Raw genomic sequence first — 25,843 nt, forward strand, 5'->3', positions numbered from 1 at the left:
CCCCCCGCGTCGTTTCATGGGCGCTTCGTGTCTCGAGACTGCTCGCGATAGGCTGCGACCACGTCTTTGGGAAGGAAGACGTATTTGAGCACTTCATCGAGAATCTCAGGATGAAGCGATAGGGGCGAGTTGCCGGCTGACATCATTCTGCGATGACGGACAGACGTCCGACGGCCAGCGCCGAAATACAAGTTGTGCCAGACAAGGGCCGACCGGCTTGGATGGTCTCGTTTGGCCAAGATCTTTTCTAGTTGTCCGCCCACAATTGAGAACTGCTGCGGCGGTTGCGACTCCGCGCGCTCATTCCTTTCCAGTTCATGTGAGAGCAGGTGGACTTTGCGGCCGTCTGCAAGGCTCACGTCGTAGTCGATAACGCGCGCGTAACGGCGAATCTCCCAGACCGCCTTGTCCAGTCGAAACAGTTCGTCTCCAACAACGTAATAGGGAGTCTCGTAGTATCGAAAGCGACCGTAAGTATCCAGATATTGCAGAAATTTATGTGTTTGGTCGCTCATCCGCATTTCAAACTTGTTTGCGCGTTCGAGCGCTTCGAGAAGCTCGGTGAGATGATGGCTTCGAGGGGCCTTGATTCGATTAAGTACCAAAACGCACTTCAGATACTTCTCAATTGCCTGCAGGCTCTGCCAGAGGAACTGAGGCATAAGACTCGCTCGAAATGACAGACGTGCAGCGATATAGTCACCATCGGCAATTTCTCGGAATGAGCGAACGGCAAAGTCGTTTAAAGCGGCGTCCACGTAGGTCATTGTCTGGCTATTTTTCTGAGGATAGATTTACGCTGCCTGCTTCTCTCGGCGAATGTCTGGTCAGGCATCCGACCGCTGAACAGAGTCTACCTCATAGCGCCGCACGACTCATCGGGTGTCCGCGACGATGCATTATCACGGGCCGCGCTCCCCTCGCGTCGCACGACCTTGTATAGTCTCAGTACTATCATGCCGGGATTTGCCATGTCGCGACTAGGAATTGAAAGAGACGCTGGGTTGATTTATGAGGGTAGAGATAGCGCGTGCTTCTTGTCGCTTCCAACGCCGGTTCTCTCACAATGTACCTTGGTGAAATCGCCGGCGGACCTGACTAATCTGCCAGTCAACATTGAAACCCATCCGTTCGGGTGGATTTTTCGAGAAGATTCGTTTGACGCCGTCTCTCGCGTGCGGAGAGGGCGCATTTTTCAGAAGCAAGGGGCTAGCAATTCGGAGCCGTGGACCGTCAATGCTCATTCGAATCTCGTGTCTGATATCGCGCAAGGTCGAAATGATGGGCGCATCGTAAAGCACCTTAATCTATTCATGGAGTGTCAAGAGCTCTTGGGTCTTCCCAATCGAGGGGAAGGCTTGCAGCTTGCGATTGGCGTCGCTGGGGCATTTTCACTTTGGCGCATTTTGCAGGTCGAGCGTACCCTGAACGCCGACGTGATGGCCACCCTCCGCGCGGAGTCAGCCATGGGCATCCTCCCGGAGCTCGATGAAACGCGAGTGCCACCGGCAAGTCTGCAGGCCGTCCGCGTGGCCATTATGCGTGTGCTCGACGTTGCCTATCGCGAGCTTCCGACGTCCGTTGTCGACCAATGTCGCAACGCGTGTGCCGCGATGGGATCACATTGGCTCTATCATCGGACCGGTGACGCTCAGATTCTGGAGAAGGACCTGGGCAAGGTCATGGGAGCCATTCAGAACGAACTCGGTATCGACAAGTCACGAACAATCTGCTCCGCCATGGATATCGTGAACCGGCTGCATCCAAGAGGCAAGCACAACGAGGTCCACAAATACGACCTTCGCGATGTGACGGATGAAGATGCCGCTCTTGCCGTGCATGCCACAGGGTTCCTCATTCGCGAGTTCGATTGGGCCGCAAAATAGAGGCCATGCCTGCAACGATGGGTCATGAGTCTCGTGAGAACCACGATGGCTGCGGAAAATTGTTCACCTCCGATTTTCCGACGCATCGACCGTGCGCTGCATCATAAGCAGATGCTATTGATGAGACTGCCGACGTTAACAAATCGATGGAATTTGGCGGCAGCCGATGAGTGGGACAATCTTCGGGGAGTGGTAGATGCGGTTTGAGGGGGCCGTTATATGAAAAGCTACAAGGGGGCAGTTCTGTTTGTCGACATGCTGGGCTTCAGCGCGCTGACGAGAGGAAGGCTAGACCTTGGGCGGGAGCAATGCGAGCCTTGGAAGATCGATGCAACAAAGGCTGATCGACATCAATTGCTCGCAGCTCAGCTTCTGCTGGCATTCCGTCGAACGCTGGCACGGACGAAGAATGCTGTTGCGAATCTCAAAATTGCACAGCTTTCCGACTGCGCGTTTCTTTGGTCCGATGATATTGGATCGGTCACTGATGGTGGGCGCTACCTGATGCAGGAGGCTGCGTTACTAGGTCTGTTATGCCGAGGCGGCCTCGCGTTTGGAGACATCCACGAGCCGAATAAGGTGAAGCATTCGCTGGGCGCTTTTATCGTTGGCGATGCTGTAACTCGTGCTGCAAACTATGAGGCTGCAGGGAAGGGAACGCGGATATTCACCGACGTTGAAACTGGCAGACACATCTTAAATGTTCGTCCAGATGAGACCTTCATGCCAATCGTCAATCCGTTGACTGGTGAGACGGTTGACGAGTGGTTATGGTACGAGCCGAGTCGGCAATTGCGATATGAGCACAACGCTACAACGATGAGAAGGGAAGTCGAGCGACTGGTCGGCTATCACACGATGCTCCGATATTCGCCAAAGTTGGCATGGAGCGCGACAACAGCGGAAGGGTGTCGACAGATCGCCTGTTCGGTCGTCGCGGTATCTGACGCGATGGAGCGTCTCGCGAGTCAGGGGCTCTACAAATTCACAGTTGAGCATCTTATGCTCGCGGGCGTGCCACGGTCTGAGCAGGCTCGCAAGGGCGTTCAGTTGCAGTTTGTTGGCGAGATCGTCGGAGTGCTGCAACGCTGACTGACGATCAGGTTACACAAAATTCCCCGGGCCATTCAGTGGTCGTCTTGATTCACGCAGAAAAACATGTCGGCCACTGACGCGTAGAGGCCTTGCTGCCTCAGTGGCCGACTTTTACTCCTATCTGCTTCAGGCGATAGCTCTCACTCACCGCTCGGCGCACTGACCGAGTCGTTGGCTTCATTGCTGGCCGCCACCGAAGGCGTAGTCGCCGTTTCAGCTTTCCGTGCCACTACGCCTTTGCTGCGGACACTCTTCGACGGGGCCTTCTTTGCGGGCGGCGCCTTGGACGCTACTTTCTTGGCTAACGGGGCAGAGCGGGCGACCTTCTTCTCCACTGAGGCGGACTTTGTCGTCGTCTTCCGCGCTGCCTTCTTGACTCCCGCCTTCTTTGCCGGCGCCTTTTCAGTTGCCACCGAAGCGATGTTCGAATCGGCGGCCCCCGCGATCAGAAACTTAGCACGGTCCTTCGCGTTGGCAATCCACGCCGGTGCGCGTCCACGCCCGCTCCAAGTGGCGCCACTCTTCGGATCACGGTACAAAGCGGGTTGTGGGCCCCGCACATAGTTTCCGGCCTTGGCAGTCGCTTTCGCCTTCGGGGTTGGTGCACCGGAACCGGCGGCGACTTCAAACCTGGTTCGGTCCTTTGCACTTGCAATCCAGGCAGGCGCGCGACCGTGTCCTGACCAGGTTGCGCCGGTCTTCGGGTCGCGATATTTAGCCGCTACGACCCTTTGCGCGTCCGTAGCTTGGACGCCTGGTTTGCGGCCGCGTTTCTTGCCGGAATGTGCCTCGATATCAGCAATCACAAGACCGTGCTTTTCCATCAAGTCGCGGATCTTATCGAGAATGCCCGAACTTTGCTTTGCAGCTACCGCTGCTGCTTGAGCTTCCAGCTTCGTGATTTGTGCTCGAATAGATTCGAGGGTTGCCATGTTTATCTCTTTAGGTGGTGATTGTTGTGTGATTGTCGCACTATGCCACAGACATAGAGGAGCGTGACTGTTCTTTATGCAATCTCATGCGCACAAATAGAAGACTCATCATTCTATTCATTACAGATACTTCATTCGGACTCTTGGAGGCATCTTGTCCTGTCAGATGTTACCTCTTCGACATTCCATGATCATTTAACAAACTGCACATGCGAGTGGCCTAGACGCGTGCACGCAAAGGCAGGACATTCCTGAACGCAACGTCGCCATTCCGACCGCCGCGACCTATTCGAAAGCCGGATAAAAGCGGGTCGCAATACCTGTGTCCTCTAACAGATGTAAGGAACAGGCTGTCCCCAAAACTCAATACCATTTAGCCATGCGCTGCACCATCTTAAGCCGGCTCGCTTGACCATCAGCCGCTGCTTGCAATCGGTTTGGCTAAGCTACGCCATGGCGGGCCGCCCCGGTTTGAGGGGGATAAGCACAGGTCCAAAGGCGGGGAAGGAACCTGGAGTATTTGAAACGTTGAACGGTGAGCCTCTACGGGATACCCTCGTGAAACATCGGGAGGTCGAGTGTTGAGTGCCGGTGATGTTCGTCAATTGTAGATCGACGTCAAGAATGACAAAGAGATGTCTTTAATCGTGATGTTGGGTAAGGTACCCGCGAGTCGTTCTCCGACCGGCATATGAGGCACTAGCGAACTGGGAGTTTGATTCGGCGCATGATGTGCTGGCATTTGCGCGAGGCGGGTACGGGCCGGCTGCGCCTTACGATATCGCGGTGATGCATTCAGATGATCCAGCGGACGCGATCGACCAGATGATCGCTTATTGCAACCCGCTGTGTGAAGACTACGGGAGGACGAGCGCGAATGCTTATGCGCCGAATATGTCTATAAGGGCGAACAAAGGTGATTCGTTTCCAGGTTTCATTCGGGTTTTGATTTCGACTGTGTCATGTCTCGCATATCGGGTGCGTACCGTCGAGATCGCTGATCCGGAGGTCCCACGTTGCATGTGCATTACGCGGCGGGAAGCCTCCCACTCCGGCGAAGAGTTCGATGACTTTGAGTCTGTCCTGTGTATGCTGCTTCGGCGCTGACATCTTGTTTCCTTGTTGAAGTGGAAACCAGTGCAGCCGCCGCGTTTTATCCTCGGGCCTGTCGACGCAAAACGTCCGCTATGTCAAGGGCCGGGAACAGGACGGGGCGCTACCAATCGAGCCGCTGCGGCCCGCGCAGACGATATAACCGCGTTCCTCAATCTCCCGCTTCAGCACCGTCGCCGGAATTCAGTCCGGCTTCGCTGCTTCGACGCGCTCTTGCAGATATCTTTGAACGGCGCAAGATTGCCGACGACTGGCTGACGGGGCTTACGTTGCGGCGGACCCGATGCCAGATGCTTGCGAACCGTGTTGACTGACATGCCGGTTTCGACCGCGATGTCCCGGAGGCTGTTTCCCTGGCGACGCAGAAACTCGATTTCCATGTACTCCTCGTAGCTGATCACCGGCCGCCCAAAAGGAGCAACCCTACAACGAGGTGTATCAATTCCTAACTGCGTTGCTGCATCTATTACAACTGCGCGCGCCAATGGCATGGCAACGAGGACGGACTCTCATCTGGGCCGGATTTTGTTGAATGGCACAAGTTCGTTCGAGATATCCAACCAGTCCTCGAAAACTCGCTTCATCAGAGACATTTTGCGATATCTTTGTCTTCATGCGGCTCTGGCGCGCACACCATCGACGAGCATCTGGATGCCGCAAGCGAGTCGTTGCGGATACCCCAATATATATTCTCAATCCAGAAAGACGAGGTAAATTGGGACGACGCGCTCCTTGGATAGTCTCTTCTCTACCACAAACTGCCAGCGCTTCGGCTTGGTGAGAGATCGTCCGTTCAGGCTGCCCTGAAGCAGATAATGTTTGGGACACGTCTAAAGTTTTCATATCGTCGTTGGGACGACTGGCGCTATCGCACGTTCACTTCACGCGAAGCAGATTGAGTGGTTGGGGAACCGGATTGGTCGTGTTGCATCTGATCTCGCACAGGTTCGATTTCATGCTTTCTTTTGGCAGGGTAGTGTGACGATATGGCTGTTGCGCCGCAACGTCACACACGGTCTCGTTACAGGAGCTAGCCAGTTTCTTTTGCGCTCGCTGCATCCTCCCAACCTGAAGACGGAAGTCTCCAGGCCAACGACGGGCCAATACCTTTGCCCGGTTTCTAGGTTTAGCTACGCATACTCAGCAGCACGTCTCCGTGAACAGCCATCGCAAGGGAGTATTGCGGCGGATCCCCGAGTCGTCTGTACACTGCCTGATTTGCACGGATAGTGGCAGCTGCGGCAGTTTCACCAGCATCCCATGCAACCATAAACTCTTCGAGCCAGGGGCCCGTTACGACTGCGGCGAGCGGCCAGGGCGAAGCGATGACGGTTCTGCACCCGCGATCCAGGAGCATCTTAGGCAGTCCAACGGTCGTATTTCCGAGCGGATGCCTATCGCTACGACCGCCGCTACATACGAAAAGAATTACCATCTCCACGCCAGCTAGCGCCCGTGCAAGCGCCTCGGGTGATTCTGCGAGCATTTCCTCGTCTGAAATCCTGTGGATGAACCGCTTTTCTGTCGTGAGCCCGCCATGCGCTGTAATAACAACCATCTGGGCGCCCTTAAAATTCTTCGGAATTTGGCGGCTGGTATCAATAGTGAAGTGATGTGCTTCGAAGGTCGACCGGAGTCGCTCAAGTATCATTTCGAGAGTGCCAACCTTTTCCGGGTCTTCGGAGGTAGATATCCAGGCGAGCCGGCGGTCATCGTGCTGCGCAGGGCTCCGGCGCGCAGCCTCGAACCAAGTCAGGGATGGGGCGTATCCGATTGATCGCGTTCTGCCTGCAAATTCTCCCGCATCGAGGACCAGATTGACTGGAATCTGCTGAAGCACGGGTTCAGCAATTACCAGAATGTTTGGAGATGATGGTATCGGCATATCGAGATCGCCCATTGAGAGATAAAACTCGTTATTTCCATCTTCGCGGTCAATGAAACCGTATCGATACGGGTAGTCTGCGCTCCACTTTCCCAGACGGCGCAAAAAGGTGCGATCCCCTTCAGTTGAAATCCTTGCGTCTAGGTTGCCGTCGTTGGCCAAAATGGAAGCGAGTTCGCCCTTGTTGTTCAATCCAAGCATCAAGACTGCGAGGCCTTCCTTTGAGAGCGCTCTGGCATAGTTCGCTGGCCATGCAGTATCCAGTTTCCGCGCGCTGGCGGGAGAGTCGACGGCCCTGTCCGCCAGCAGTTCGATTGCGACTGCAGCCTCTTCTGGTACCAACGCACCGGGAGCCTCATTCAAGAGTCTGCGCGCCGTCATTACCACGGCGACCATGTCTCCCGTCACGTCCTGTGAATTTCTCGCATCCTCGAGCCGATTGTGGAGACTGACGACATCGCCAATCGAAGGAACGGCGGCCGACACAGCCCGAAGAAAAGCAGCGGAGCGCGGCCCTACTCCCCTGAATGCGGCATTTAGCACGTCGGTCGTAGTCGGGTTGAGTTGGCCGCCGGCTCTTTCGAGAAGGCCTGCTGACTGGGCGAGCAACGAGGCTGCGGGCATTAACTCGCCTTTGGCATCGATTACTTCCTTGCAGTGATTCGTCGCGTCTGCAACCAATGCCGATAGCGCTTGAACATCGTTCTCAGGCGGGTCCGACAGGTGCAGCCCGAGTTCGATTGTCTGCAAGCGAAGTCGCGCCTCGGCGCCAAGATCAAGTTGTTCCAGCAATTTATGGCAGGTGGGAATAAGATCTGCCGCGATAGTGTGGAGGCCTAGGTCGCGTACAACCCGATGGAGCGTGTAGACTTCATGCCAGATATCGGCCGCGCTCACCTCCGTTTCGCACGCGAACGAACAGGCAATACCCACCAGCGCGTCAATCGGGCTGCGAGCTCTCTGGTATATATCAGCAAAGGAGGACCACGCAAGTCTGCGGCGGTTCTGATCGTCTCCCGCAACCTCCAGAATCTGTTCCGCGATGTCACGTGCCCTTTGCGATTGACCATCAAGCCAGTACTTGCCGGCCAACAGTCTCAGGGCATCCAGATCTTCGCCGACTCCTTTAGCGTAAGTCGTGAGCAGGCAGATGAGCCAGGTATACTTTTCAAGCAGGTTTAAATCCACATCCTCTCCGCGACGATTGCCTCCATAATGAATCATTCGTGTCAGGAAGTTAACGAGACCTTGCGGGTTATCTCCTACCAAATCTTTGGGTAGGCGTGTCACGCCTATTTCAACCGCCGGCAACTTTTCGAGATAACTCAGGGCTCGTTGGAAGAATGCCATGGCGTCGTCGTCTTCAACTTCGGCCGCTGTCATCTCGGTCTCGGGTGCGAGCTGGAATCCTTCTTTGACCATATCCAGTGTCAAAGAAGCAATCATCGGCAATCCAATGGCGCCGCAGGATTCAACAGATAAGACTTTCGCGAGTGCCACGCGCATATGTGCATCTGATGGATGCGATGCAAGGTAGGCGATTACCTGTCTTAGGGGCTGCTTATACAACTCGAGATGCTTTTGGGAAATCTCGTCCAGCAACATCATGCGACGCATCACGGAAAGGAGAATGCTCGTCGCCTGACGATCGTAGTGTTTTGATACAGCTGCGGAAAGTCCAAGCGTAAGGGCAGCGACGGACTCGTTTCTGGCCTGTGCATGGATTGCACAGCAGATTACTGCGAGCTCACTTTCACCTGCCCAGCGTTGCGCAACCGTGTCCAGTAGGTTCTCGTAGACGATTGGGCCTTGCGCGCTCAAATTGTCCGCAAGATAGTTTTCCAGATCGTTGAATCCGGCACGTGACGGTGGTTGTGGCTCGCCACGTTGCACGATTTGACAATATTGCATCAAACGCAATTCACGATTGGTGCGCAAGAGTTCGGAGTCGGGAAACAGTGTAGCCAGCCGCTCGAAGGCGCGCCGCACCAATTCGGGGTTTCCCAGTTCCGTGCAGGATATCAGGACGGCTTCGAGAAGGTTGCGGTCGGCAACGTGCGGAATGCCTTGTTCGAGCAGTCTTTCGGCCGTCTGTTCGTCGCCCGCACGGAGTGCTATCCGCCCGAAGCGCGCTGCGAACTCTGGCGGCACGTTAGTACCGTTGGCCAGCTCCTGTTTTATGACCTGTGCCTTAAGCTCGATGTCCTCGCATCGATCGACCAGTTGAACACGCAACTGCGACTTGTACGCAGGGCTGATGTCGGCAGCGTTCACTTCGTCCATCGCGTCCTGCAGACGGCCTGATACGACCATCGCAACCCACTTGTCAACTCCATCCAGCAGAATTGCACCGGGATCGGTCTCACCCTCCGAAGCAACGAAGCACGGATAGAGTCCATCGATATCAACCAGCAACTTCTGATTTCGGTCCCGTGCAGGAGGACTATCGGGTACTTCGAAGACCAGCGTGTGTCCGGCTGATCGCGCAAGGTCGATGCAACGTGACGCAAGTGTGGCGACGTACGGGACCCAACTGTCTTCGGCGATAAGAACGCCCGTTTTGCCCAGAGGCAACTGCTGCGACTGCAAATTCTGGTCGCGATACGCGCTTGCCATTGGAATCAGCACGAGCCGGTGTTCGCCCGTGGCTTCAAGTGCATTCAGAACTTCCGCTAACTCAAGGCGCTCGCATCGGACCACCGAAAGCAGGTCGCGCAAGCGCGAAACCTCCTCGTCGTCCGCCGGGCTCCTTCGAAGGTCATCGACTGCTTTCAATATAAGGTTCAGAATATCTGTGTCCGAACGGTCCCAGACCAGTTGCGGAGGCGAGATGACGGTGATCCCCTGAAACGGGAATTTGCCCTCGCTATCGCGAACCGCCATCCATAGGAATGCAGCCATCCGGCCTATAACCTCGTCCGTGGATCCGCCCACGATCAGATCCGCTTCTCCCGGTTGTGGCGATGCTCCGTCCGTATAGAGGTCGAACGGATTGAAGCCAGGCAGTCGCCTAGCCGACGTTTTTTGATCTTCCATTTTTAGCTACCCTGAAGCGAGGTTTTAACCAACATTGATGTGAATTACGTTAGGACCGACATAGAACCTTTGAGGTATCTGCGCTCTGTACATTGCCTGCATATCGGAAAAAAGTTGCAGGTTTTCGTCGAAGTAGTCCTGTACGTTGATGTCAATCCGGTTAGGCAACGTGATCTTGGTCCCATCCTTGAGGAACACGTCAAGAAGTTTTAGCTGGTCAAAATCCAGCAATCCGCATGGCGTGTGATCGAGAAGACCGGAATTCGCTTCAAAGCTCTCTTCGTAGATGCGTGCATCGCTGAGTATGCCAATTTCCTTGAGCCACTCTATTTTGCTAGCGGGCATGAAAGATCGTTCGAGATTGAGCGCGGATTCGTCGATGCCGAAGCGCTTGACCCAAAGCATCTGAATGGCTTTGTGCGGATCCGTCTGAATCAGACCGAGATAAGCATCACGGCCTGGTTCGTCCATCTCATTCATCCATCCGTATACGAACAGTACCGTCTTGAAGTAAAGAAGAGGGCGGGCCGAGGCGCGGCGCAGTTCCATCGATAAGGCACGTCCACGGTCCTCATTCCGCGCAGAAGCTTCTATCACGTTTGCCATTGCTGCCATTCCGAGGTCGGTCGCATCAAGCGCGAAGCGGCACAACGCTGAAACAAATGCGAGCAGGTCGCGAAAGGGCAACTCACTCAGGTGAATTCGCGTAAGGTGGAGAAGAGCAGAATACTCAAGGCGGTCCGGGTCGTTCAGAAGTCGAATAAAGCGATCCTCTATCATGCGGCCCTCAATCTTCCGGAATACCGCATCGTCGTTCACTTCGAGATCAGCGAGCCGGGAAAGGTATTCGCTCGCGGTGGCGTTAGCCTCGAGCAGTGACAGCATACTCAAGGGCACGGAATGGCATCGCTTTTCACCTTGGTAATAGTTAATCATCAAGACCATGCCAAACCGTTCATCGTCCAGCAACTCGTGACGCATCGTCAGGCATTCCGTCGGTGCAACGTTGGATGTTGAGAGCAGTGCCTTGTGGACGTCTACCTCAGTGGTCTCAAGCATAAAGACGCGTTGCGTCGCGATACCTTCCTCATCACTGCAATTCAGTGATTTGGCAGCACGCAGCTTACGGAAAATATATTGACCGCCCCATGCGGTGGTGGTCATGTCCAGGAAATGGGTGATCTCGTGTTTCAGCAATGCGCGAATCTCTCGCGCTCTTTCAGCTGGAGCGGCCCCACCAGCTTTCAAGGCAATTGCCTCTTGAATTTCGTGAGCATTTTCGCTGTTGTAGATATTTAAACTAATGAGGTTTGAAAAAAAGTCGAGATGGCCGTCTGAGTCAGGGGTGGCAAGGAATTGCTGCATGTTTTTATGCCCAATGAATGTTTGCAAAAATTTGCGTTAAAATGCCTGAAATTAGAATATTTTTGCTGACCTTGGCAACGAAGTCGAACGAACGTGGGCGGTTGTTGCGTTTTCGTCACTTAATCTCATGCGCGGCAGGGCCTTTTAGTGGAATCGAAGGCACCGGCGAATTCCGATGTCGACGACAAGACCGTAGGCGAGCAGGAATCGGAAGGTGTTGAACAGGACGTGCTGCAGCAGTGAGGCGATGGAGCATTCGGCGGAGCTTTTTGTGCTCTGCCGAATATGACGTCCGGCGAGGCTACATTCTTCGGCCACTCGGGCGCTTGCTTGATTCCTGATTTTATGGCCCCTGTCGCTGTAGAAGGGCGCGGACAGGTCGAATCGGGCTCCGACTGCGCGTGACGAAGTACATGATGACGCGATTTTTTCCCAAGACTTCACCTCACCGGTGATGAATCGTCGAGGTTACTGTTACCTCTCGAACATAGCCGTCGTTGAAGCACTTGATCGCAGAAGGATGAACGTATATCCATCTAGTGCTTGTTGTCGATTACGGGCTGCACGGACATCGTGGTTTCCAGCTGTAGTTGTATCCAGTCACCTACACCTCAGTCTCGAATAGTACCAGGTTCATACTCTGCTCTGAAGTGCCACCGATTATGAGCGAGGCTCCACCGCACGGTACGTCGATCGGACGTCCGCTCACTTTGCCAGGAGTCACCATGAAAACCAGCATGTCGCGAGGCTTTGCTTGTGGATTGTCTGCGATTGGCATGATCGTCCTGCCGGGCGTTACGCTATATGCAACAGAGAACCAGCCCGCATGTCTGATTGTTAAAAGCGGAAGTATGCATGCTGATACCGTGAAGCTGGTGCGTGATCGAGCATCTGATTCGACGGCCGCCGTGGGGCTTTACAAAGCAGCTTTGGCGGTCAATACCGATGGTGCACCAACCTCATATCACCCCGATGATTTTCGTGGTGAAAGACTGGCACTAAATCGAATCGACAATGGCGTATCGATTCGAACTGTGCTGGGGAAGAAGCCATCTGTAGCTAAGCAAATTGAGGTATTCGACCAGTGGCGGAAGGGCGGTTGGGTGACTCCGACCGGATACCGGATTACGTGGAAGAATGTAATCGCAGCTGACCCATCAGGTAGACCATGTATTTTCGAGCACGAGAACGCGGGCTATTTCGGGTCGCTTTCGGCGCTTAAAAACGGTCTTTCCGCAAATCAGTCGGGCGAGTGTCTGGTGAAGAACCAAATTGACGAGCGTCTCATCCCCGGCATTGTGCTCAGAGGTGACAATAATCCATTGACGAGCTGGGGCGCCGCCACAGGGGACCTCGTGCTAGCAATCAACCCGGAGACTGATGTGACGGTGGCCGGGGTCGTTGTTGACACCGGAGACGGTAATAGGATCGGCGAAGGTTCCGTTGCTATGAACATGAAACTGCTCGAGAAAACCGAGTTGCCGACCAACTACACAGAGACCAAATCATTGGACACGGGCAGCCAGCGGATGATCGTCGCTGTTGTTCCTCACTCGGCACAATATAAATTGCAGCGACCGTACTCGCCGGACAATATCGCTGAACGTCTGGATGAATGGGCCAAGGAGCACTATGGGTCGTTGGAGGCGTTTAGAAGTCTTGTTCGAGCGTGCGCGGCCGATTTTTAACGAGCGCGTTCACTTGCGACTTCATTCGCTATTGCCCAACTTCCATGCATCGCTAAGCGTATTCGTGCATCTCAGGCTGCGGTCAGCAACGGTTGGCGACCGCTGCCAAGAGATTTTCGTAGCAGCATAAGTGCCTTCTTCTGTTGCGCCAAAAGAGGTAGCCGAGCATCTAGCGTTTTGTCGACCGCGTCCAGAATCAGCGTATTGAGATGATGTTCGACTTTCCCAGAGCCTTTCTCGGCTTCGTTTGTAACCCACTTGTAGTGGATTTTCTTCTCACTCCAGGTTTTTATCTGTCCCCGCTCGATCGCTGCGCCAATGACGTCGGCGAATAAGTATGCTCGAGGCGGATCGCTCTCGTTATCGTTGGGAGACACGTCAAACATGACGCCGTAGCGGACGCGGAGCCAGTTACTGCTATGTCCCAAGGAGTGACGGGCAAAAGCGTATAGCTGCCCTCCATCCTTCAACTCATTACGCAGACCTCCGAACTCATCGACGACGGAGCGTCCCTCTGGTACCGGTTTGAGGCGATGCCAGACGTCAAAGTCAATACTGGCAACTTTCGAACGGCGGTCGTACGAGTCACCTTCAGTCTTTATCCCTGCGTTTTTCCAGGCGGTTTTGAAATGTCCGTGGAACACCCCCGATAAGAGCTGCACGTTCTTGAGTAGATTGGAAAACTCTACCGGCCCCTCGAGATTGTTGGCACCCGGCTTGCGATTGCACAGATAGCGCTTTATATATTTGATGAGTGCAACGCTAGCAATATCCTGCATCACGTTTCCTTCCTCTTCAAGGTACGTTACGAGCATGTCAATCAGATCGGATCTCTTGGCGTATGAGCGGAGATGATGTGCTAAATCGTTCCAACGCCTTATCTCGATCCCTTCGGCCGAGTAAAGCTCACGAGAGATCAGTAGAACATGGCGGTTGCTTGTGCGACTGCGCCACGAACGGTAGTCCGCAAGCTGTGCTGGTTTGCTTTCAGTAGCCTGAATGGGCTTGTCGTGATATTTAATTTCCACAAGCACACGCGGATCTTCTTCGCCGTCGAGGAAGATTGCCAAATCGGCCCTGCGAGTTCCACGTTTGCCGTCAAACGAGTACTCGGCTTGAAAACGTGCGCTTTTTTGTTCGCTCCGAGGAATGCCGAAAACTTCGGTGATGAAACTGGTAAGAGCCTCTGGATGGCGATTGCCAACTTCCTGAAGGATCAACCCAAGATGCCGGCCATATAAGTCGCCTGCGAACCAATGCTGTATCGCACCAAAGAAGCTTTTCAAGCCTGTCATTTCAGAAGAAGATTAGGCAACCATGGATGGCCGGGAGCGACGTCATCATCGCCTGCGGGTCACATATTCAGAGAAGCGATAGGTGGTGCGCCAGCTGGCATAGTATCGAGTCTTGCGAATACTTTCGGACGACATGGATTCGATATCGACAAGTTTCGTCGTATCTTTAGGGGATATTTGCCCGGTCGCACGATTTTGGACATCATTGTCGATTTCGACCCGGGTGCCAGCGACTAAAACGAGCCTCGTTCGAGGTTCGCAAAATCAACCGATTGGCCCGTTTACCTACACCTTTGTGGTACGGGTAACCAAGCCGAGTGGCTGCGTTGCCTTCACAACACAGCGGTGCCAGCTTATCTTTGCACGGGGAATCGCTTGAAATGTCAGCGAGCCAACAGTTCGTACTGTACGGAACTCAGTATGGATTCGGAGAGCGCCGGGTCGTCGACCGCGCGCGCAAGTATCACCGCTCCAACCATTGCAGCGGTGAAGCAAATTACTTGGCTCTCTTTCGGCCTTCCGCGCTTCCACGGAAAGCTATCCCCCAAAGCTGAAATCAAAGCCTTCAGCCGGCTGGTGAAACTATGTTGCATCGCGGGTTCGCGCGCGACATCGACCACGAACGCTGGCAATGCACACCCAGCTTCTGGATGATCGCGGTGCGCCGCGCTCAGATAGTGAGAGAGAAATTCCGCTTTACGATTTTCGCCGCAGCTTGCCATACGACGTACTTCTTCAAGTGTTTGCTCCATTGCATGCTCGAGGCTCGCGCATGCCAAAGCTTCCTTGGAGTCGAAATGGGCGTAAAAGCCACCGTGGGTCAGGCCGCAGGCCTTCATCACATCTCCAATACTGGCGCCGGCTACGCCCTTGGCCCTGAAGAGCCGGGAGGCTTCCTCGATGATTCTTTGGTGACGCTGTGCGGTCTCATGTGCTGGATAGCGCATATATCTGTGCCTCTTCGGTCATGAACGGTCATGCTTGACTTTAAAGATGATGATAATCATACTTGCATCAAAACATGATGACCATCATCTATGATGCTGGAAGATTGACGCTGCCGACCCCGCTGGGGACCAGGTTGTGAGCCTAAGGGGCGGCTCGGCCTTGTCAGGGTGTACGCGTGAGAGACATGCATCGAGACCTGATTTCTGGTTCCTCGCGAGGAGAAAGCAATGCCGGTCAAAGGAGGTGTTGCGCTGGTTGGGGTATCCAAGGCCCCCGAGATGTCGGGCGCAGGATCCTGGAGGGTGTAGAACAGAATGCGCCCGAGGTCCTTGCTGATAGCGTGACCGAACAGATAAAGCAGAACCTGAGCAATGGTGTCTACGCACCGTGTCCGCAGCCTAATGCTGTTCATCGTAAAGAGAAGCAGCTGTGACATCGCAGATTTCCCTCAGGCACCGCAGCAATCAACGTTAGATCGAAAGAGGAATTTCATATGTCCAAGCAACAAGTCGCCATTGTCACTGGAGCATCATCTGGAATCGGAACATCCGTCGCAAAAAAGCTCGCCGAAAACGGCTTCCGCGTATTCGGCACTGCACGCAGTCTGGCCAAGGCCCCTTCGTTACCTGGCGTGGAGTTTGTTGAGATGGATGTCAGCGATGACGATTCCGTACAACGCGGTGTTCAGCAGGTTATAGAACGATCAGGCCATGTTGATGTGCTGATCAACAACGCTGGAACATCCCTGCTCGGAGCGATGGAGGAAGCGTCGATCACCCAAGTAAGAACGCTTTTCGAAACAAATGTGTTTGGCGCATTTCGTGTAACACAGGCGGTACTTCCACACATGCGAGCCCAGCGCGCCGGGCGCATTGTGAACATCAGTTCGGTGCTCGGCTTTATTCCGGGCCCTTACTTAGGGCACTACACGTCATCCAAGCATGCCCTGGAAGGTTTGTCTGAATCGCTGGATCACGAAGTACGCCGTTTCGGTATACGCGTGGCTATTGTCGAGCCGGCCTATACACGTACTAACCTTGATACTCAATCTGCTCGTCCAACATCGACAATCGGCGACTACGACAAGGAGCGAATTAGCTCTACCGAGGCATTTGCGAAGAAGTTGATCGGCGCACCCGGCCCTGACTACGTTGCTGCAACAGTCGTCGAGGCTGCTACCGGTCCGTGGCGTATGCGTTGGACCCCGAAAGGGGAAGCGTCACTGCTTAGCAAGCTGCGACGTTTCGTGCCAGCAAAGATGTTTGATTCGAGCGTACGAAAAGCGTTTGGCCTTGGTTGAATAAGAGGGCACAAAATCTTTGATCTGGAGCGAGTGGAAGGTCCCCCGCCTCTCGCCTCTAACGGCCTGGCATTGCTGTAGGCTCCATCGAATGGCCTTAAGGATTACGGATCAGCTCGTTCTGCAGTTTGCGCGCCCATTCCTGCATTAAGGGGCATTGGCGTTGGCGTTGCTCTTGGCACATTTTGCAGGCGATAACGCGGCAATGAGCTTAGCAAACACGATCGGGCGCGCGACGCGGCTGCTGGTGTTTGGTTTGAATGAACAGTGGAGATTTCTCATGAAGTACTTTCTATGCAAGTTCATTCCTCCTCGCCCTAACTTTCTCGGCACGATGTCTGCCGACGAGAAGGAATGGATGAAGCAACATGGCAGGTTCCTGGACTCCTTACTTGATCAGGGGCTCGTCGTGGCCCATGGTCCAGTTATTGATAGCGCGGGAGGGTATGGGGTATCGCTCTTTCAACTACCCGATGAACAAGACGTCGCCGAACTAACGTCGCAAGATCCTATCGTCAGAAACGGAGTCGGCCACTATGAGCACTTTCCAATGTTGCACTTGAAGGTTCGTGATTCTTCTTGAGCGTGGCCCCGACCGGTTAACGCCCATCCTTGAGTGCTGCCGACCAAGGATGGATATCTGCGGGGAATGGCGCATTTGAAGCGCCATTTCATTTTCAGCTCTCGTCACAGGTGAATGAGACAGTGCGTTTGCTGCGCTTATCGACAGACAGCGAGAACACGTCCGACCGTGAGTAGTGCCCGACGACATCAAAGTCATACCGGGCACGCGTGAGTTCATCCGTATCGATTTCCGCAACGACAAGCCCCGTTTCGCCGTGAGGCCCGGCAAGGACTTCTCCCAGAGGTCCGACGATGAGGCTGCCACCGTTAATCAGTGGTCGGTTTTCACCCCAGCCCGGTACTTCCACACCGAGCTGCGCCGGAGATAGTTGGACCTGACATGCGCTGATGACGAAGCACCGGCCTTCGTGAGCAATGTGACGCATCAAGTATTGCCATGTATCGCGCTCGTCCACGGTCGGCGCACACCAGACCTGGACGCCCTTCGCGTACATGGCCACCCGCAGAAGCGGCATGTGGTTTTCCCAGCAGATTGCCGCTCCTGCGACACCAGCCTCAGTCTTGACCGCCGGCAGCGTCGACCCATCTCCCTGCCCCCAGATGAGCCGCTCGGTCCCCGTTGGCATCAGCTTGCGATGCTTTGCGATCAACCCATCCCCCGGGTTGAAGAACATCTACAACGCATTTCGCTTCGTTGCCGTATCTACTGAAAGGTACCGACGCCGTAGCAACGATTCCGCGACACGCAGCTCAGGAAATTTCGTTGCTGACGGGTCTGACCTTGCTTCCCTGCCCAATTACGCTGCCGAGCTACACGATCGCTCTGGGATGGCGTAACCACTGGATGCGCGATGCTGCGGTCGTTAAGGCACAAGCCGCCGTTGTTGGGTGCTTTGCTCTTGTCAATCGACGAAGCAATGGCTGAATTGGGCCGCAGCGGCGCAAACGGGCGTCAGGCAAGCAGGTAGCTATAAACCGGCTTCCAGTTGGTTCTTTCTGGCGCAAGACTGAAGAGGATGCATGCACAGGCGAACGCATCATCAACATCTTGAGCAGCGATGTTGCTGGTTGTACCTTTCGCGTGGGCTATATCGTTGCGCAGACTCTTGAGTCTTTTAAGTTTGCCACTAAGTTCGCTCCAGACCGGAACCTTGCTGAAATCGGTCGTGGATAAGAGTTCCTTCGCGTATATCCGAAGCTTGGCGTCAAATGGGAGTCTTTCAAACGGTTCTTGCAGCTCTGAAGTAAGCGACTGTACGAAGCCTTCGAGCTGCACCGTTACGAACGATTCCATCGCTGTGAAATAACTAAAAAAGCTCATCCTTTGATTGCCTTCCAGCTCCAGAAGGTATCCTTCGAGCAACAGTTCCTGGAACAGGCTGAGCTTGATTTTTTGCTCGGCCGACACACCGGTGATTTTATAGTTTAGTTCTGGGTCAACAAACTCTCCGTTGATATCGAATGTGCTGCCGTGGAGAGAGCCGCGAATTTCGCAGGTGCGCCGACGTCGGTCGAACGCCCCGACCTGAAGTTTGAATTCCCCGGTTCCCATATCATCCTTGGCGGGATACAGATCGTCCTCATTCTCGACGCGATATCCGTATTCGCCCAGTTCGAACCGGAAACAGTAGGTTATATCCTCGCTGAAGTCGACCTCGTCAAAGAAGAAATAGTCCTTCTCTGTCATTCCTTCGTATTTGCTGAACTCGTATTCCGGAGAGAGGGACGGGCGATGTTTCAGTTCGACATCGCTCACAATTGCAATGCGGCGCAATGCATCGAGCTTGCGTTCGCTAACTTTTTCGAAAAAAACTTCCGGTTTCATGACGTATATTATTTGGAGTCGAAGTAGGTGATTGGTACACGAAGCGGAGGTTAGCGCGAATGAGCCGTACTGGTTTTTGAAGAGCCTTGCATCGCGCGAGTCGCACCGGTCATCGACGCAAATACACCGTCACGACGTATCCACGCATGGTGTAAGGCCGCACATAGGTGAGCGACTACAACGGAGAACAAAACGAACGCCAACCATTCATGGAGTAGATGCAGCCGCGCATAGGTGATGGGAGAGGCATAAATGACTGAGGGCAAATAGACGTTTCCGAAGAGTTTCACTGGAAATCCGCCGGCGGAAAGCATGGCCCAGCCGACAGCCGGCAAGGCGAGCATCAGCACATAAAGTACGACGTGCGAACTCCTTGCTGCTGCGACTTGCCATTTTGACAGATCAGACGGTAACGCTGGCGAATGATGTGACAGACGGTTTGCGAGACGGATAAGCGCCAACACACCGATGGCAATTCCGAGGGGGCGGTGTAGATTCAACAGGCTAGCACGATGAGACAGAGAGGCCGTCATGATTACACCAATGAAAAGCATAGCGACGATCAGCGCCGCCATCAGCCAGTGCAAGGCACGAGCAAGCAAATTGAAGTGTATTGTCGCTTTCATTGATGATCCTCCTGACCAGTTGCGTCAGATGCTTTGCCTGTCGAGATTTCATGCTCGCGGCGATTGAACGACTGAGAGTAGACGGCGGATCGCGCTGCCAGTATTGGGTCATCAGATGGTTCGATGCCCGTTGGTAACACGAGTGGGTCGAAGTTGATGTCTCGGCACGAGCCAGTAGTCTGCGGTGACATCTGGTTCAGTTCGAGTGTACCGGCCAACACCTGCGTTCGCTCCGTTGGCCACGGTTGTGAGGGATCGTTGACGGCATCGCCCGGCTGAGCTAGCGTGACCACGAGATCCCAGCGAACAGGTCCTTCAGCTAGTCTTTGGCGGAATTCTTCGCTTAAGTAGTCAGCGTCGACACTCGCACGTTGTTGTGCGTTCATGGCGACAAAAGGGGCTTGCGGTCGCATCGACCATCGCACAAACTGGCGCTTGCCATCAGCATTGACGAAACGGAATGTATCGACGCCGTTGAATTGCGTGTTTGCCCAACTCGTCGGCCACGGTGCCGAACTAGCCCATTCATCGTATTTGCGGATCTCTGGGTGAGCTTTGAGAAAGGCGCTCATCTTCATCGGATCAGGCTTGCCGGTTGCTGGATCAGGCAGCGAGGCGAGACGCTGATCGAAAAATCCTTGCGGCGTTGAAACCGGGAAGAATGGAAAGCTGTTCATGGCCGTACGCCATTGCTGGCCATCGCTACCGTATAAAACCAGTGCCATGCTTCGTACGCGTTGGCTTGCGTCGGGCGCATGCGGATCGGCGCCAGCAATCGAGAGTCGTCCGATTACAGGCACCTGGGCCTGGCGGAAGACGCGGGCTGTTGAAAGCAACGTCCCCGCAGCGGTGGGGCGGAAATGCCCCGTGACGCATACGCCTTTGCTGTGAGCACGGCGGAAGCCGGCATATATCCGCCCATTGCTTTGCTCCATTACATCGGTAAAGCGCGAGGCTGTCACGCGATGCCCGATCAAGCCAGAGGACCATAGCCATAAGGCCGTCAAGGCCGCACCGATCGAGCCAATTGCTGCAAGAAGCAACGCGATTTTCCGAACGGACTGACGTTGGGGGGCGGAAGTGTTTGATTCAGGCACGTTGATCCATTAGAGCCCGACGCAAGGCCGGCCTCGCGATGACGGTATCGCAGAAAATGCAGGCCAAGCACCGCGTATCGTCTTTCCGACGCGCTCGGTAAATGGCCGATGGGTATCACAGAAGCAGGCAGCAGCCCACCTCACTGTCGATTAATATATCATGATGACGACGTATAAATAATATTAAGCGCCGAAAATGTGCCAAAAAAACGCCAATATATGTAATGTTGTTTACCGTTTTGGTTCACTCAAAATCTACAGTGTCGGGAACAAACCTTCCGGCGGCGTCTTCTCCGACGGCCGCAGCGACACACTTGCATCAGTTTTTATCGCCGACTATCAATCAACGCGACGACGAATACGGCGGATGCGATCGAGAGCTACGTCGTAGACCGTGTTGGCCCGATAGACGTAGATGGCAACGAGCCCGAACGTACGTAAACACGAGCATCCTGAGCCCGATGGGGATTCCCCACGTCGTCAGGTGGTCCGCGACGATCGGGGTACCGAGTACACCAGGGCGAACGCGATCAGCAGGATGAAAGCGAAGTACACCATCAGCATGCTTGCAGCCAATGTCCACGAAGATCGGCGGCGACGGCTGACGAATTGTTGAAACTGAACGTCGCACGGCATGGGTGACGCAGTCATTTGTCCCGGGCTTAGACCCTCGAGACACGTTGCAGCATGTGTCATCGTATTTCCTCCTGCCTGGATATAAGTCATGAGACAAAGGCGCCAATCTCTGATGGCTTGTTCGCCTGTGTCAGTTGGTAACTGCTATAGGGTCGGGGAAACTGCCGTCTCCCGCATCACTGCGTCAGGCGTGCGATACTTCTCAGCCATTTCCCGTTCGAACGGGGTTTTCATCTGTGCCTGCATATAGGCGCCGAGGTGGCGCGCATGCTCGACGATGGCGCAGCCAAACTGCAGGCGATGACGCTGGTAGTCAACCAGTGCCTCGTGAATGTCGTCAAACTCTGCGAGCGAGCGCGCCAGCTGAAGTGCATCGCCGGCCGCCTTGGTGACGCCCATACCGCAGTGAGGACGAGCGACAAATGCCGCATCGCCGAGCAGCACTAGACGGCCGAACGTCAACTGTGTCGCCTCGAGATCGTAGATTGGCTGAAACAGCGGTTTCTGCGTTTTCTCTACCACTTCCGCAAACTGTGGCGCGAGCAGCGTACGCGCTGCTTCGCGCATTTCAGACAGGACGTCTGGACGAATCAGATGCGGAGGAATGCCGGTGGGAAAATGATTGCCGGCGGCGTCTGTCAGCAAATCGCGCAACGTCGTCGCTTCGTCCGTTGGTCGGTACCACACAAAGTTATAACGGCGCTGGCCTGGTTGCGTGCTGTTGCCCGGCCCCGCCACCGGATAGCCGAGCATCTGTTCACCGGACGGCAGACAGAATGCGAACTTGTCAAACAGAGCCTCCCACGTCGCAGGGGAAAGGTCGCGTTCGTCAACGAGTCCGCGCCATGCGATGTAGCCTGCGTACTGCAAGTCCACTGCAGGCAGATATGTCTGGCGAATGCATGAACGGAAACCGTCGGCAGCTACGACGAGGTCGGCCCGAAGCTTCGAGTTGTCCGAGAGCGTGACTTCCGCATGGTCGGCAAAGGTTTCGACTCCTTCTACAATTGCGCCCGATTGATAGCAGGTATCGGGCAGAGCCGAACGAAGCACGTGATACATCTTGCTCCATGCGGTCAAAGTCTGTGTAAGAGGGTGAGAACCAGCCAGGCTGCCGTCGGAGTTCAAGGTAATTCGGCTTTGCACCGTGACGCCGATGTCATCGCTCACGTCCACGCCGGCCGCCGTCAATGCGTCGAAAAGTTCCGGGTGAGTCACGATGCCAGCGCCGCGCCCCGCGAGTTCCTCGGGAACACGCTCCAGTACCGTCACATCCCAGCCGCTGCGTAGTAAGAGATTTGCAGCGAAGAGACCACCGAGCGATCCACCCGCGATGACTGCCTTGCGGCGATCAAAAATGTTGCGTTGCATGTCAAAAATCTCCGGATTAAACCTCGGTGTGGGCGGGCGCTGTGTGCTGGGGCGCTGGAACTTCGTGAGCAGAAAAGTTCATTTCGATTGTCACGCCTGACGGATCCTCTACGAACACCTGATGTAGGCCGAGACTTGGAACGGTCCTGTCACGCCACTCATAGCCCTCGCGTCGCAATGTGGCCCAGAGGTCCTGGAGGCCCGTGGCGAGAAACGCGATGTGATCGACGGTTCCTGTTCCCGTTTCCGGCAGCGCTTTGTCGCCGAGATACTCGACGAGACCGTTGGGGTCATTGGGGGCGATTCCGATGATGTGTACGACGCCGAACTCAGATTCGTCGCTGCCGTTGTACAGCCAGATACCTGGAAAATTGAAGGGCGGCCGGAACCCCTCCCGAAAACCAAGAACTTGCGTATAGAAGCGCCGCGACTTGTCGAGGTCCGTAGTCCGGATTGAGTAGTGCGCTAGCTTGGTGACCGGCATGGCTTTCTCCTTGTTTATCTATCGATTAATGATCGGTCGATAAATTATAGTTTGATAAATTAGAGGATGGCCAGCGGAACAGCATCGGTGTTTACCCGTTCCGCCCTTTAAGCTGGAAGCGCTTTCAGTTCGAGGGATCTGACAAGCTCGGATAGTCCGTATAGCCTTCATCCGTTCCGCCGTACCAGCCAACGGGACGAGGGTTGTTATATGGTCCTCCGAGTCGAATACGCGCCGGCAGGTCAGGGTTTGCCAGAAACGTTCGTCCGAAGGCGATGACGTCAAGGCGTCCGCTGCGCACGTATTCGACCGCCAGCGCTGGTGTGATGCCGCCGTTGCCGATTAGTGGTCCCCGGAAACTCGGCTTGATCATTTCCAGCAAGTGCGGCATGTCCGGCGCACCAGCCCAGGCGTTCGTGTCGGCGATGTGAATATAGGCCACCCCTAAGTCGTCGAGCATTCTCGCGACGCCGGTGTATGTCTCATCCGGATGAGGATCGCGCGTGTTGTTGTAATCGGCGGTCGGTGAGAGGCGCACACCAACCCGATGCGCACCGACGGCACCGATCACAGCCTCGGTCACGTGACGCAGAAACGTCATTCGTTTTTGCAGGTTGCCGCCGTACTCGTCATTCCGGCAGTTGATTGTCGGTGACAGGAACTGGTGCGGCAAGTAGCCATTCGCAGCGTGAATCTCAACACCATCCATGCCAGCATGAATCGCGTTGGTCGCACCGACCCGATACTCCTCGATCGTTGCTTCGATCTCTGCCCGGGTCATTTCGCGTGATGGTGTTGCGGCGAGCCGGGCGTATCTACCGTTGGCCAGTTGCCCCCACACCTGGAGCGCGTCGAGGTCGTCATTTACACCCGATGGCGACAACGGAGCCTGCCCGTCAAGGACGGCATCGGAGCCGACACGGCCGCAATGCCACAGTTGCAGGAAGATCCGGCCGCCGTTTGCGTGCACGCCATTAGCAATCGATTTCCAACCATGGACTTGGTCCTCGCTATAGATGCCGGGTGCTTTCTCAAAGGCACAAGAATGCGGCGAAACGTTTGTTGCCTCGGTGATAATCAAACCCGCCGAAGCGCGTTGCGAGTAGTACTCCACACTGATGGGGCGAGGCACATCACCACTCTGCGCGCGGCATCGTGTCAGTGGTGCAAGGGCAATCCGATTTGGAAGTCTTAGTGACCCGAGGTCCAAGGTGTCGAAAAGTTGGGACATACCGCCTCCTGTATCTCATTCAATAGACCATCGGTTCAGGCAGCTATTTCCTTTTCTGGTTGGGGGACGCACTGCAGCCCAACCAGAGCGAATATTTGCCGCAGAAGGATTACTTGGCAGTTACTGAAACCTTGGTCAGTCGGTAAGCGTCAGCCCGCTGAGTGCATTTCTGGCAGTTGATGCCTGGTTGGTCCGGGGCAGCAACAATCGCGTCAATGGGTAACGGCTGGATGGTTTGCCCCGGCGTTGGTTCGCCATTCAAGGCCGAACGGAGTGAAAGCTCGGGTAGCAGGTGGGGGTTGAAAACCTCCGTCACAAATGAATCGGGTACCTTTCCTGCAGGAAAGGCGTTGCACCCGTTCTCTGGCTTGTCACCGGTACACACCTTCACCTGATCACCCGGAACCCAAGGAAGTGGGTATTCGATATTGTGAGTGTCGAGTTTCCTCTTTCCCTGCAGCACTTCCATCATCAGCTTGAAAGCAAACGCTGCCGTCGCTGGCGGAGAGCCAGAAGAAACGCCCTGTAATCCTTTGGCGCGCATTTCGGGATTGGCAAGCGCCAACCGGAACCCGTTTGAATTTTCGCCTGTAACCGGTATGAGTTTCCTGCCGCTTGCCAACAACGCCTTGATCGCCCCGTCTTCGCCTGCCTCTGACCAGATGCCATCGACATCAGGATGAGCCGCAAGCGCCTTGGCAGTCTCCTGTTGCTCGGTTCGATCGTCCCAATACCCGGAATAGTCGGCGATTACATGGATATCCGGATATTTCTTGAAAACGCTCATCGCGCCGTCGACGTGCCGCTTATCGACAGAATTCCCTGGTACGCCGCGAATCACGAAGATATTGCCCTTCCCGTGCAACATGTTGACAAGCTGCTGTGCGGTGTTTTCGCCGAAGCCTGCCGTTATGTAACTCACATTATAGGCGCACGGCTCCGTGACAGTCGCGTCGTACATGAAAAACAGAGTCCCTTTTTCGCATCCGCGCTTCACGACACGGTTCAGAGCTGTAGGCGAAACGGGGAAGCTGATTACGCCATCCGCGTTTGCTGCAATCATGCTCTCGTAGGCGGAAATTTGCGCTTGTACATCCGTACCAGAGATGACCTCACGAATTTCAACGAGCTTGTCATAAGGGGGTGTCTTTGCCAACGCCTTTACGACGTTGGCAGCTTCCGACTGCCATGCATTGCCGCTATAACTCAGGCTCAGGTAAATCAGATATTTGTCTTTCTTTGGCTTGGACTGCGCATGCGCAACGCCGATACCGCAGTGTGCCACCATCGCCATTGCTCCAGCCAGTGCACCAGCGAACATCCAACGTTGTACGGATTTGAAGCTTTTCATCGCACGTCTCCTTGGGAATATTCCCCTCTCCACTCCCGGTGACCCATCAAGCCACCCCTTTTTTCTCGCGGCCGCCGATCGAGCACGCAGCGAA

At 54.9% G+C, this 25,843-nt stretch carries 19 protein-coding genes and 2 pseudogenes; 5 read left to right on the forward strand and 16 right to left on the reverse strand.

From position 1 onward, the window contains the following. Positions 1-14: 14 nt before the first annotated feature. Positions 15-767, reverse strand: a complete 753-nt coding sequence (locus ACFSNN_RS38870; protein ID WP_134465304.1) for a HEPN domain-containing protein — start codon at positions 765-767, stop codon at positions 15-17. A gap of 591 nt (positions 768-1,358) precedes the next feature. Here ACFSNN_RS38870 and ACFSNN_RS38875 point away from each other — a divergent pair. Further along, positions 1,359-1,886: a hypothetical protein gene (locus ACFSNN_RS38875; RefSeq protein WP_244323020.1), complete on the forward strand. Its 528-nt coding sequence runs from the start codon at positions 1,359-1,361 to the stop codon at positions 1,884-1,886. A gap of 219 nt (positions 1,887-2,105) precedes the next feature. Beyond that, positions 2,106-2,978, forward strand: coding sequence for a hypothetical protein (locus ACFSNN_RS38880; protein ID WP_134465302.1), 873 nt, complete (start codon positions 2,106-2,108; stop codon positions 2,976-2,978). A gap of 143 nt (positions 2,979-3,121) precedes the next feature. Here the strand turns inward: ACFSNN_RS38880 and ACFSNN_RS38885 are convergent, their stop codons facing one another. The 4 genes and pseudogenes from ACFSNN_RS38885 to ACFSNN_RS38900 all read right to left on the reverse strand — a co-directional run bounded on the left by ACFSNN_RS38885 (position 3,122) and on the right by ACFSNN_RS38900 (position 11,312). Then, positions 3,122-3,913, reverse strand: coding sequence for an H-NS family nucleoid-associated regulatory protein (locus ACFSNN_RS38885; protein WP_134465301.1), 792 nt, complete (start codon positions 3,911-3,913; stop codon positions 3,122-3,124). 1,299 nt (positions 3,914-5,212) lie between these two features. Further along, positions 5,213-5,427 (reverse strand): annotated as a pseudogene (locus ACFSNN_RS38890) (IS21 family transposase); the annotation flags it as partial. A gap of 725 nt (positions 5,428-6,152) precedes the next feature. Continuing rightward, positions 6,153-9,947, reverse strand: coding sequence for a CHAT domain-containing protein (locus ACFSNN_RS38895; RefSeq protein WP_134465300.1), 3,795 nt, complete (start codon positions 9,945-9,947; stop codon positions 6,153-6,155). Between the two features lie 24 nt (positions 9,948-9,971). Further along, positions 9,972-11,312: a hypothetical protein gene (locus ACFSNN_RS38900; RefSeq protein WP_134465299.1), complete on the reverse strand. Its 1,341-nt coding sequence runs from the start codon at positions 11,310-11,312 to the stop codon at positions 9,972-9,974. A 725-nt stretch (positions 11,313-12,037) separates the two neighbouring features. Here ACFSNN_RS38900 and ACFSNN_RS38905 point away from each other — a divergent pair. After that, on the forward strand, positions 12,038-13,000 hold the full coding sequence (locus ACFSNN_RS38905) for a hypothetical protein (RefSeq protein WP_134465298.1): 963 nt from the start codon (positions 12,038-12,040) through the stop codon (positions 12,998-13,000). Between the two features lie 71 nt (positions 13,001-13,071). On the opposite strand, the gene ACFSNN_RS38910 is transcribed toward ACFSNN_RS38905, so the two are convergent. After that, on the reverse strand, positions 13,072-14,286 hold the full coding sequence (locus ACFSNN_RS38910) for a hypothetical protein (protein WP_134465297.1): 1,215 nt from the start codon (positions 14,284-14,286) through the stop codon (positions 13,072-13,074). Positions 14,287-14,678: 392 nt separating this feature from the next. Continuing rightward, entirely contained in the window at positions 14,679-15,242 is a 564-nt protein-coding gene (locus tag ACFSNN_RS38915) for a TetR/AcrR family transcriptional regulator (RefSeq protein ID WP_134465296.1), read from the reverse strand. A 494-nt stretch (positions 15,243-15,736) separates the two neighbouring features. On the opposite strand from ACFSNN_RS38915, the gene ACFSNN_RS38920 reads away from it, so the two are divergent. Both ACFSNN_RS38920 and ACFSNN_RS38925 read left to right on the forward strand, forming a co-directional pair. Further along, the gene (locus ACFSNN_RS38920; RefSeq protein ID WP_134465295.1) at positions 15,737-16,543 is read left to right on the forward strand and encodes an oxidoreductase; all 807 of its coding nucleotides are present in this window, start codon (positions 15,737-15,739) and stop codon (positions 16,541-16,543) included. A gap of 175 nt (positions 16,544-16,718) precedes the next feature. Next, positions 16,719-17,126, forward strand: coding sequence for a YciI family protein (locus tag ACFSNN_RS38925; RefSeq protein WP_244323018.1), 408 nt, complete (start codon positions 16,719-16,721; stop codon positions 17,124-17,126). Between the two features lie 94 nt (positions 17,127-17,220). Here ACFSNN_RS38925 and ACFSNN_RS38930 read toward each other — a convergent pair. From ACFSNN_RS38930 to ACFSNN_RS38970, 9 genes and pseudogenes are all read right to left on the reverse strand, one after another. Next, positions 17,221-17,802, reverse strand: a pseudogene (locus ACFSNN_RS38930) (nitrilase-related carbon-nitrogen hydrolase); the annotation flags it as partial. Positions 17,803-18,080: 278 nt separating this feature from the next. Further along, the gene (locus ACFSNN_RS38935) at positions 18,081-18,953 is read right to left on the reverse strand and encodes a hypothetical protein (RefSeq protein ID WP_134465294.1); all 873 of its coding nucleotides are present in this window, start codon (positions 18,951-18,953) and stop codon (positions 18,081-18,083) included. 50 nt (positions 18,954-19,003) lie between these two features. Next, positions 19,004-19,579, reverse strand: a complete 576-nt coding sequence (locus tag ACFSNN_RS38940) for a cytochrome b (protein ID WP_134465293.1) — start codon at positions 19,577-19,579, stop codon at positions 19,004-19,006. Beyond that, positions 19,576-20,676: a catalase family peroxidase gene (locus ACFSNN_RS38945; RefSeq protein ID WP_134465292.1), complete on the reverse strand. Its 1,101-nt coding sequence runs from the start codon at positions 20,674-20,676 to the stop codon at positions 19,576-19,578. The genes ACFSNN_RS38940 and ACFSNN_RS38945 overlap by 4 nt, the downstream gene beginning before the upstream one ends. A gap of 480 nt (positions 20,677-21,156) precedes the next feature. Next, positions 21,157-21,402 carry a DUF485 domain-containing protein gene (locus ACFSNN_RS38950; protein WP_377689169.1) on the reverse strand — a complete coding sequence of 82 codons (246 nt, stop codon included), beginning with the start codon at positions 21,400-21,402 and terminating at the stop codon, positions 21,157-21,159. Positions 21,403-21,456: 54 nt separating this feature from the next. Continuing rightward, positions 21,457-22,683, reverse strand: a complete 1,227-nt coding sequence (locus ACFSNN_RS38955; RefSeq protein WP_134465291.1) for an FAD binding domain-containing protein — start codon at positions 22,681-22,683, stop codon at positions 21,457-21,459. Between the two features lie 16 nt (positions 22,684-22,699). Next, on the reverse strand, positions 22,700-23,167 hold the full coding sequence (locus ACFSNN_RS38960; protein WP_134465290.1) for a VOC family protein: 468 nt from the start codon (positions 23,165-23,167) through the stop codon (positions 22,700-22,702). Positions 23,168-23,291: 124 nt separating this feature from the next. Further along, positions 23,292-24,398 carry an alkene reductase gene (locus tag ACFSNN_RS38965; protein ID WP_134465289.1) on the reverse strand — a complete coding sequence of 369 codons (1,107 nt, stop codon included), beginning with the start codon at positions 24,396-24,398 and terminating at the stop codon, positions 23,292-23,294. A 109-nt stretch (positions 24,399-24,507) separates the two neighbouring features. Next, positions 24,508-25,749: a sugar ABC transporter substrate-binding protein gene (locus tag ACFSNN_RS38970; protein ID WP_134465288.1), complete on the reverse strand. Its 1,242-nt coding sequence runs from the start codon at positions 25,747-25,749 to the stop codon at positions 24,508-24,510. Positions 25,750-25,843: the final 94 nt, after the last annotated feature.

The sequence above is a fragment of the Paraburkholderia dipogonis genome (assembly GCF_042680985.1).
Lineage (GTDB): Bacteria > Pseudomonadota > Gammaproteobacteria > Burkholderiales > Burkholderiaceae > Paraburkholderia > Paraburkholderia phytofirmans.

Bases quoted from the DNA above. Each gene is read 5' to 3' on its own strand.
- ACFSNN_RS38940 (WP_134465293.1), bottom strand. From the start codon at position 19,579: ATGAAAGCGACAATACACTTCAATTTGCTTGCTCGTGCCTTGCACTGG.
- ACFSNN_RS38905 (WP_134465298.1), top strand. From the start codon at position 12,038: ATGAAAACCAGCATGTCGCGAGGCTTTGCTTGTGGATTGTCTGCGATT.
- ACFSNN_RS38870 (WP_134465304.1), bottom strand. From the start codon at position 767: ATGACCTACGTGGACGCCGCTTTAAACGACTTTGCCGTTCGCTCATTC.
- ACFSNN_RS38960 (WP_134465290.1), bottom strand. From the start codon at position 23,167: ATGCCGGTCACCAAGCTAGCGCACTACTCAATCCGGACTACGGACCTC.
- ACFSNN_RS38885 (WP_134465301.1), bottom strand. From the start codon at position 3,913: ATGGCAACCCTCGAATCTATTCGAGCACAAATCACGAAGCTGGAAGCT.
- ACFSNN_RS38920 (WP_134465295.1), top strand. From the start codon at position 15,737: ATGTCCAAGCAACAAGTCGCCATTGTCACTGGAGCATCATCTGGAATC.
- ACFSNN_RS38935 (WP_134465294.1), bottom strand. From the start codon at position 18,953: ATGAAACCGGAAGTTTTTTTCGAAAAAGTTAGCGAACGCAAGCTCGAT.
- ACFSNN_RS38955 (WP_134465291.1), bottom strand. From the start codon at position 22,683: ATGCAACGCAACATTTTTGATCGCCGCAAGGCAGTCATCGCGGGTGGA.
- ACFSNN_RS38900 (WP_134465299.1), bottom strand. From the start codon at position 11,312: ATGCAGCAATTCCTTGCCACCCCTGACTCAGACGGCCATCTCGACTTT.
- ACFSNN_RS38915 (WP_134465296.1), bottom strand. From the start codon at position 15,242: ATGCGCTATCCAGCACATGAGACCGCACAGCGTCACCAAAGAATCATC.
- ACFSNN_RS38970 (WP_134465288.1), bottom strand. From the start codon at position 25,749: ATGAAAAGCTTCAAATCCGTACAACGTTGGATGTTCGCTGGTGCACTG.
- ACFSNN_RS38895 (WP_134465300.1), bottom strand. From the start codon at position 9,947: ATGGAAGATCAAAAAACGTCGGCTAGGCGACTGCCTGGCTTCAATCCG.
- ACFSNN_RS38965 (WP_134465289.1), bottom strand. From the start codon at position 24,398: ATGTCCCAACTTTTCGACACCTTGGACCTCGGGTCACTAAGACTTCCA.
- ACFSNN_RS38880 (WP_134465302.1), top strand. From the start codon at position 2,106: ATGAAAAGCTACAAGGGGGCAGTTCTGTTTGTCGACATGCTGGGCTTC.
- ACFSNN_RS38950 (WP_377689169.1), bottom strand. From the start codon at position 21,402: ATGACTTATATCCAGGCAGGAGGAAATACGATGACACATGCTGCAACG.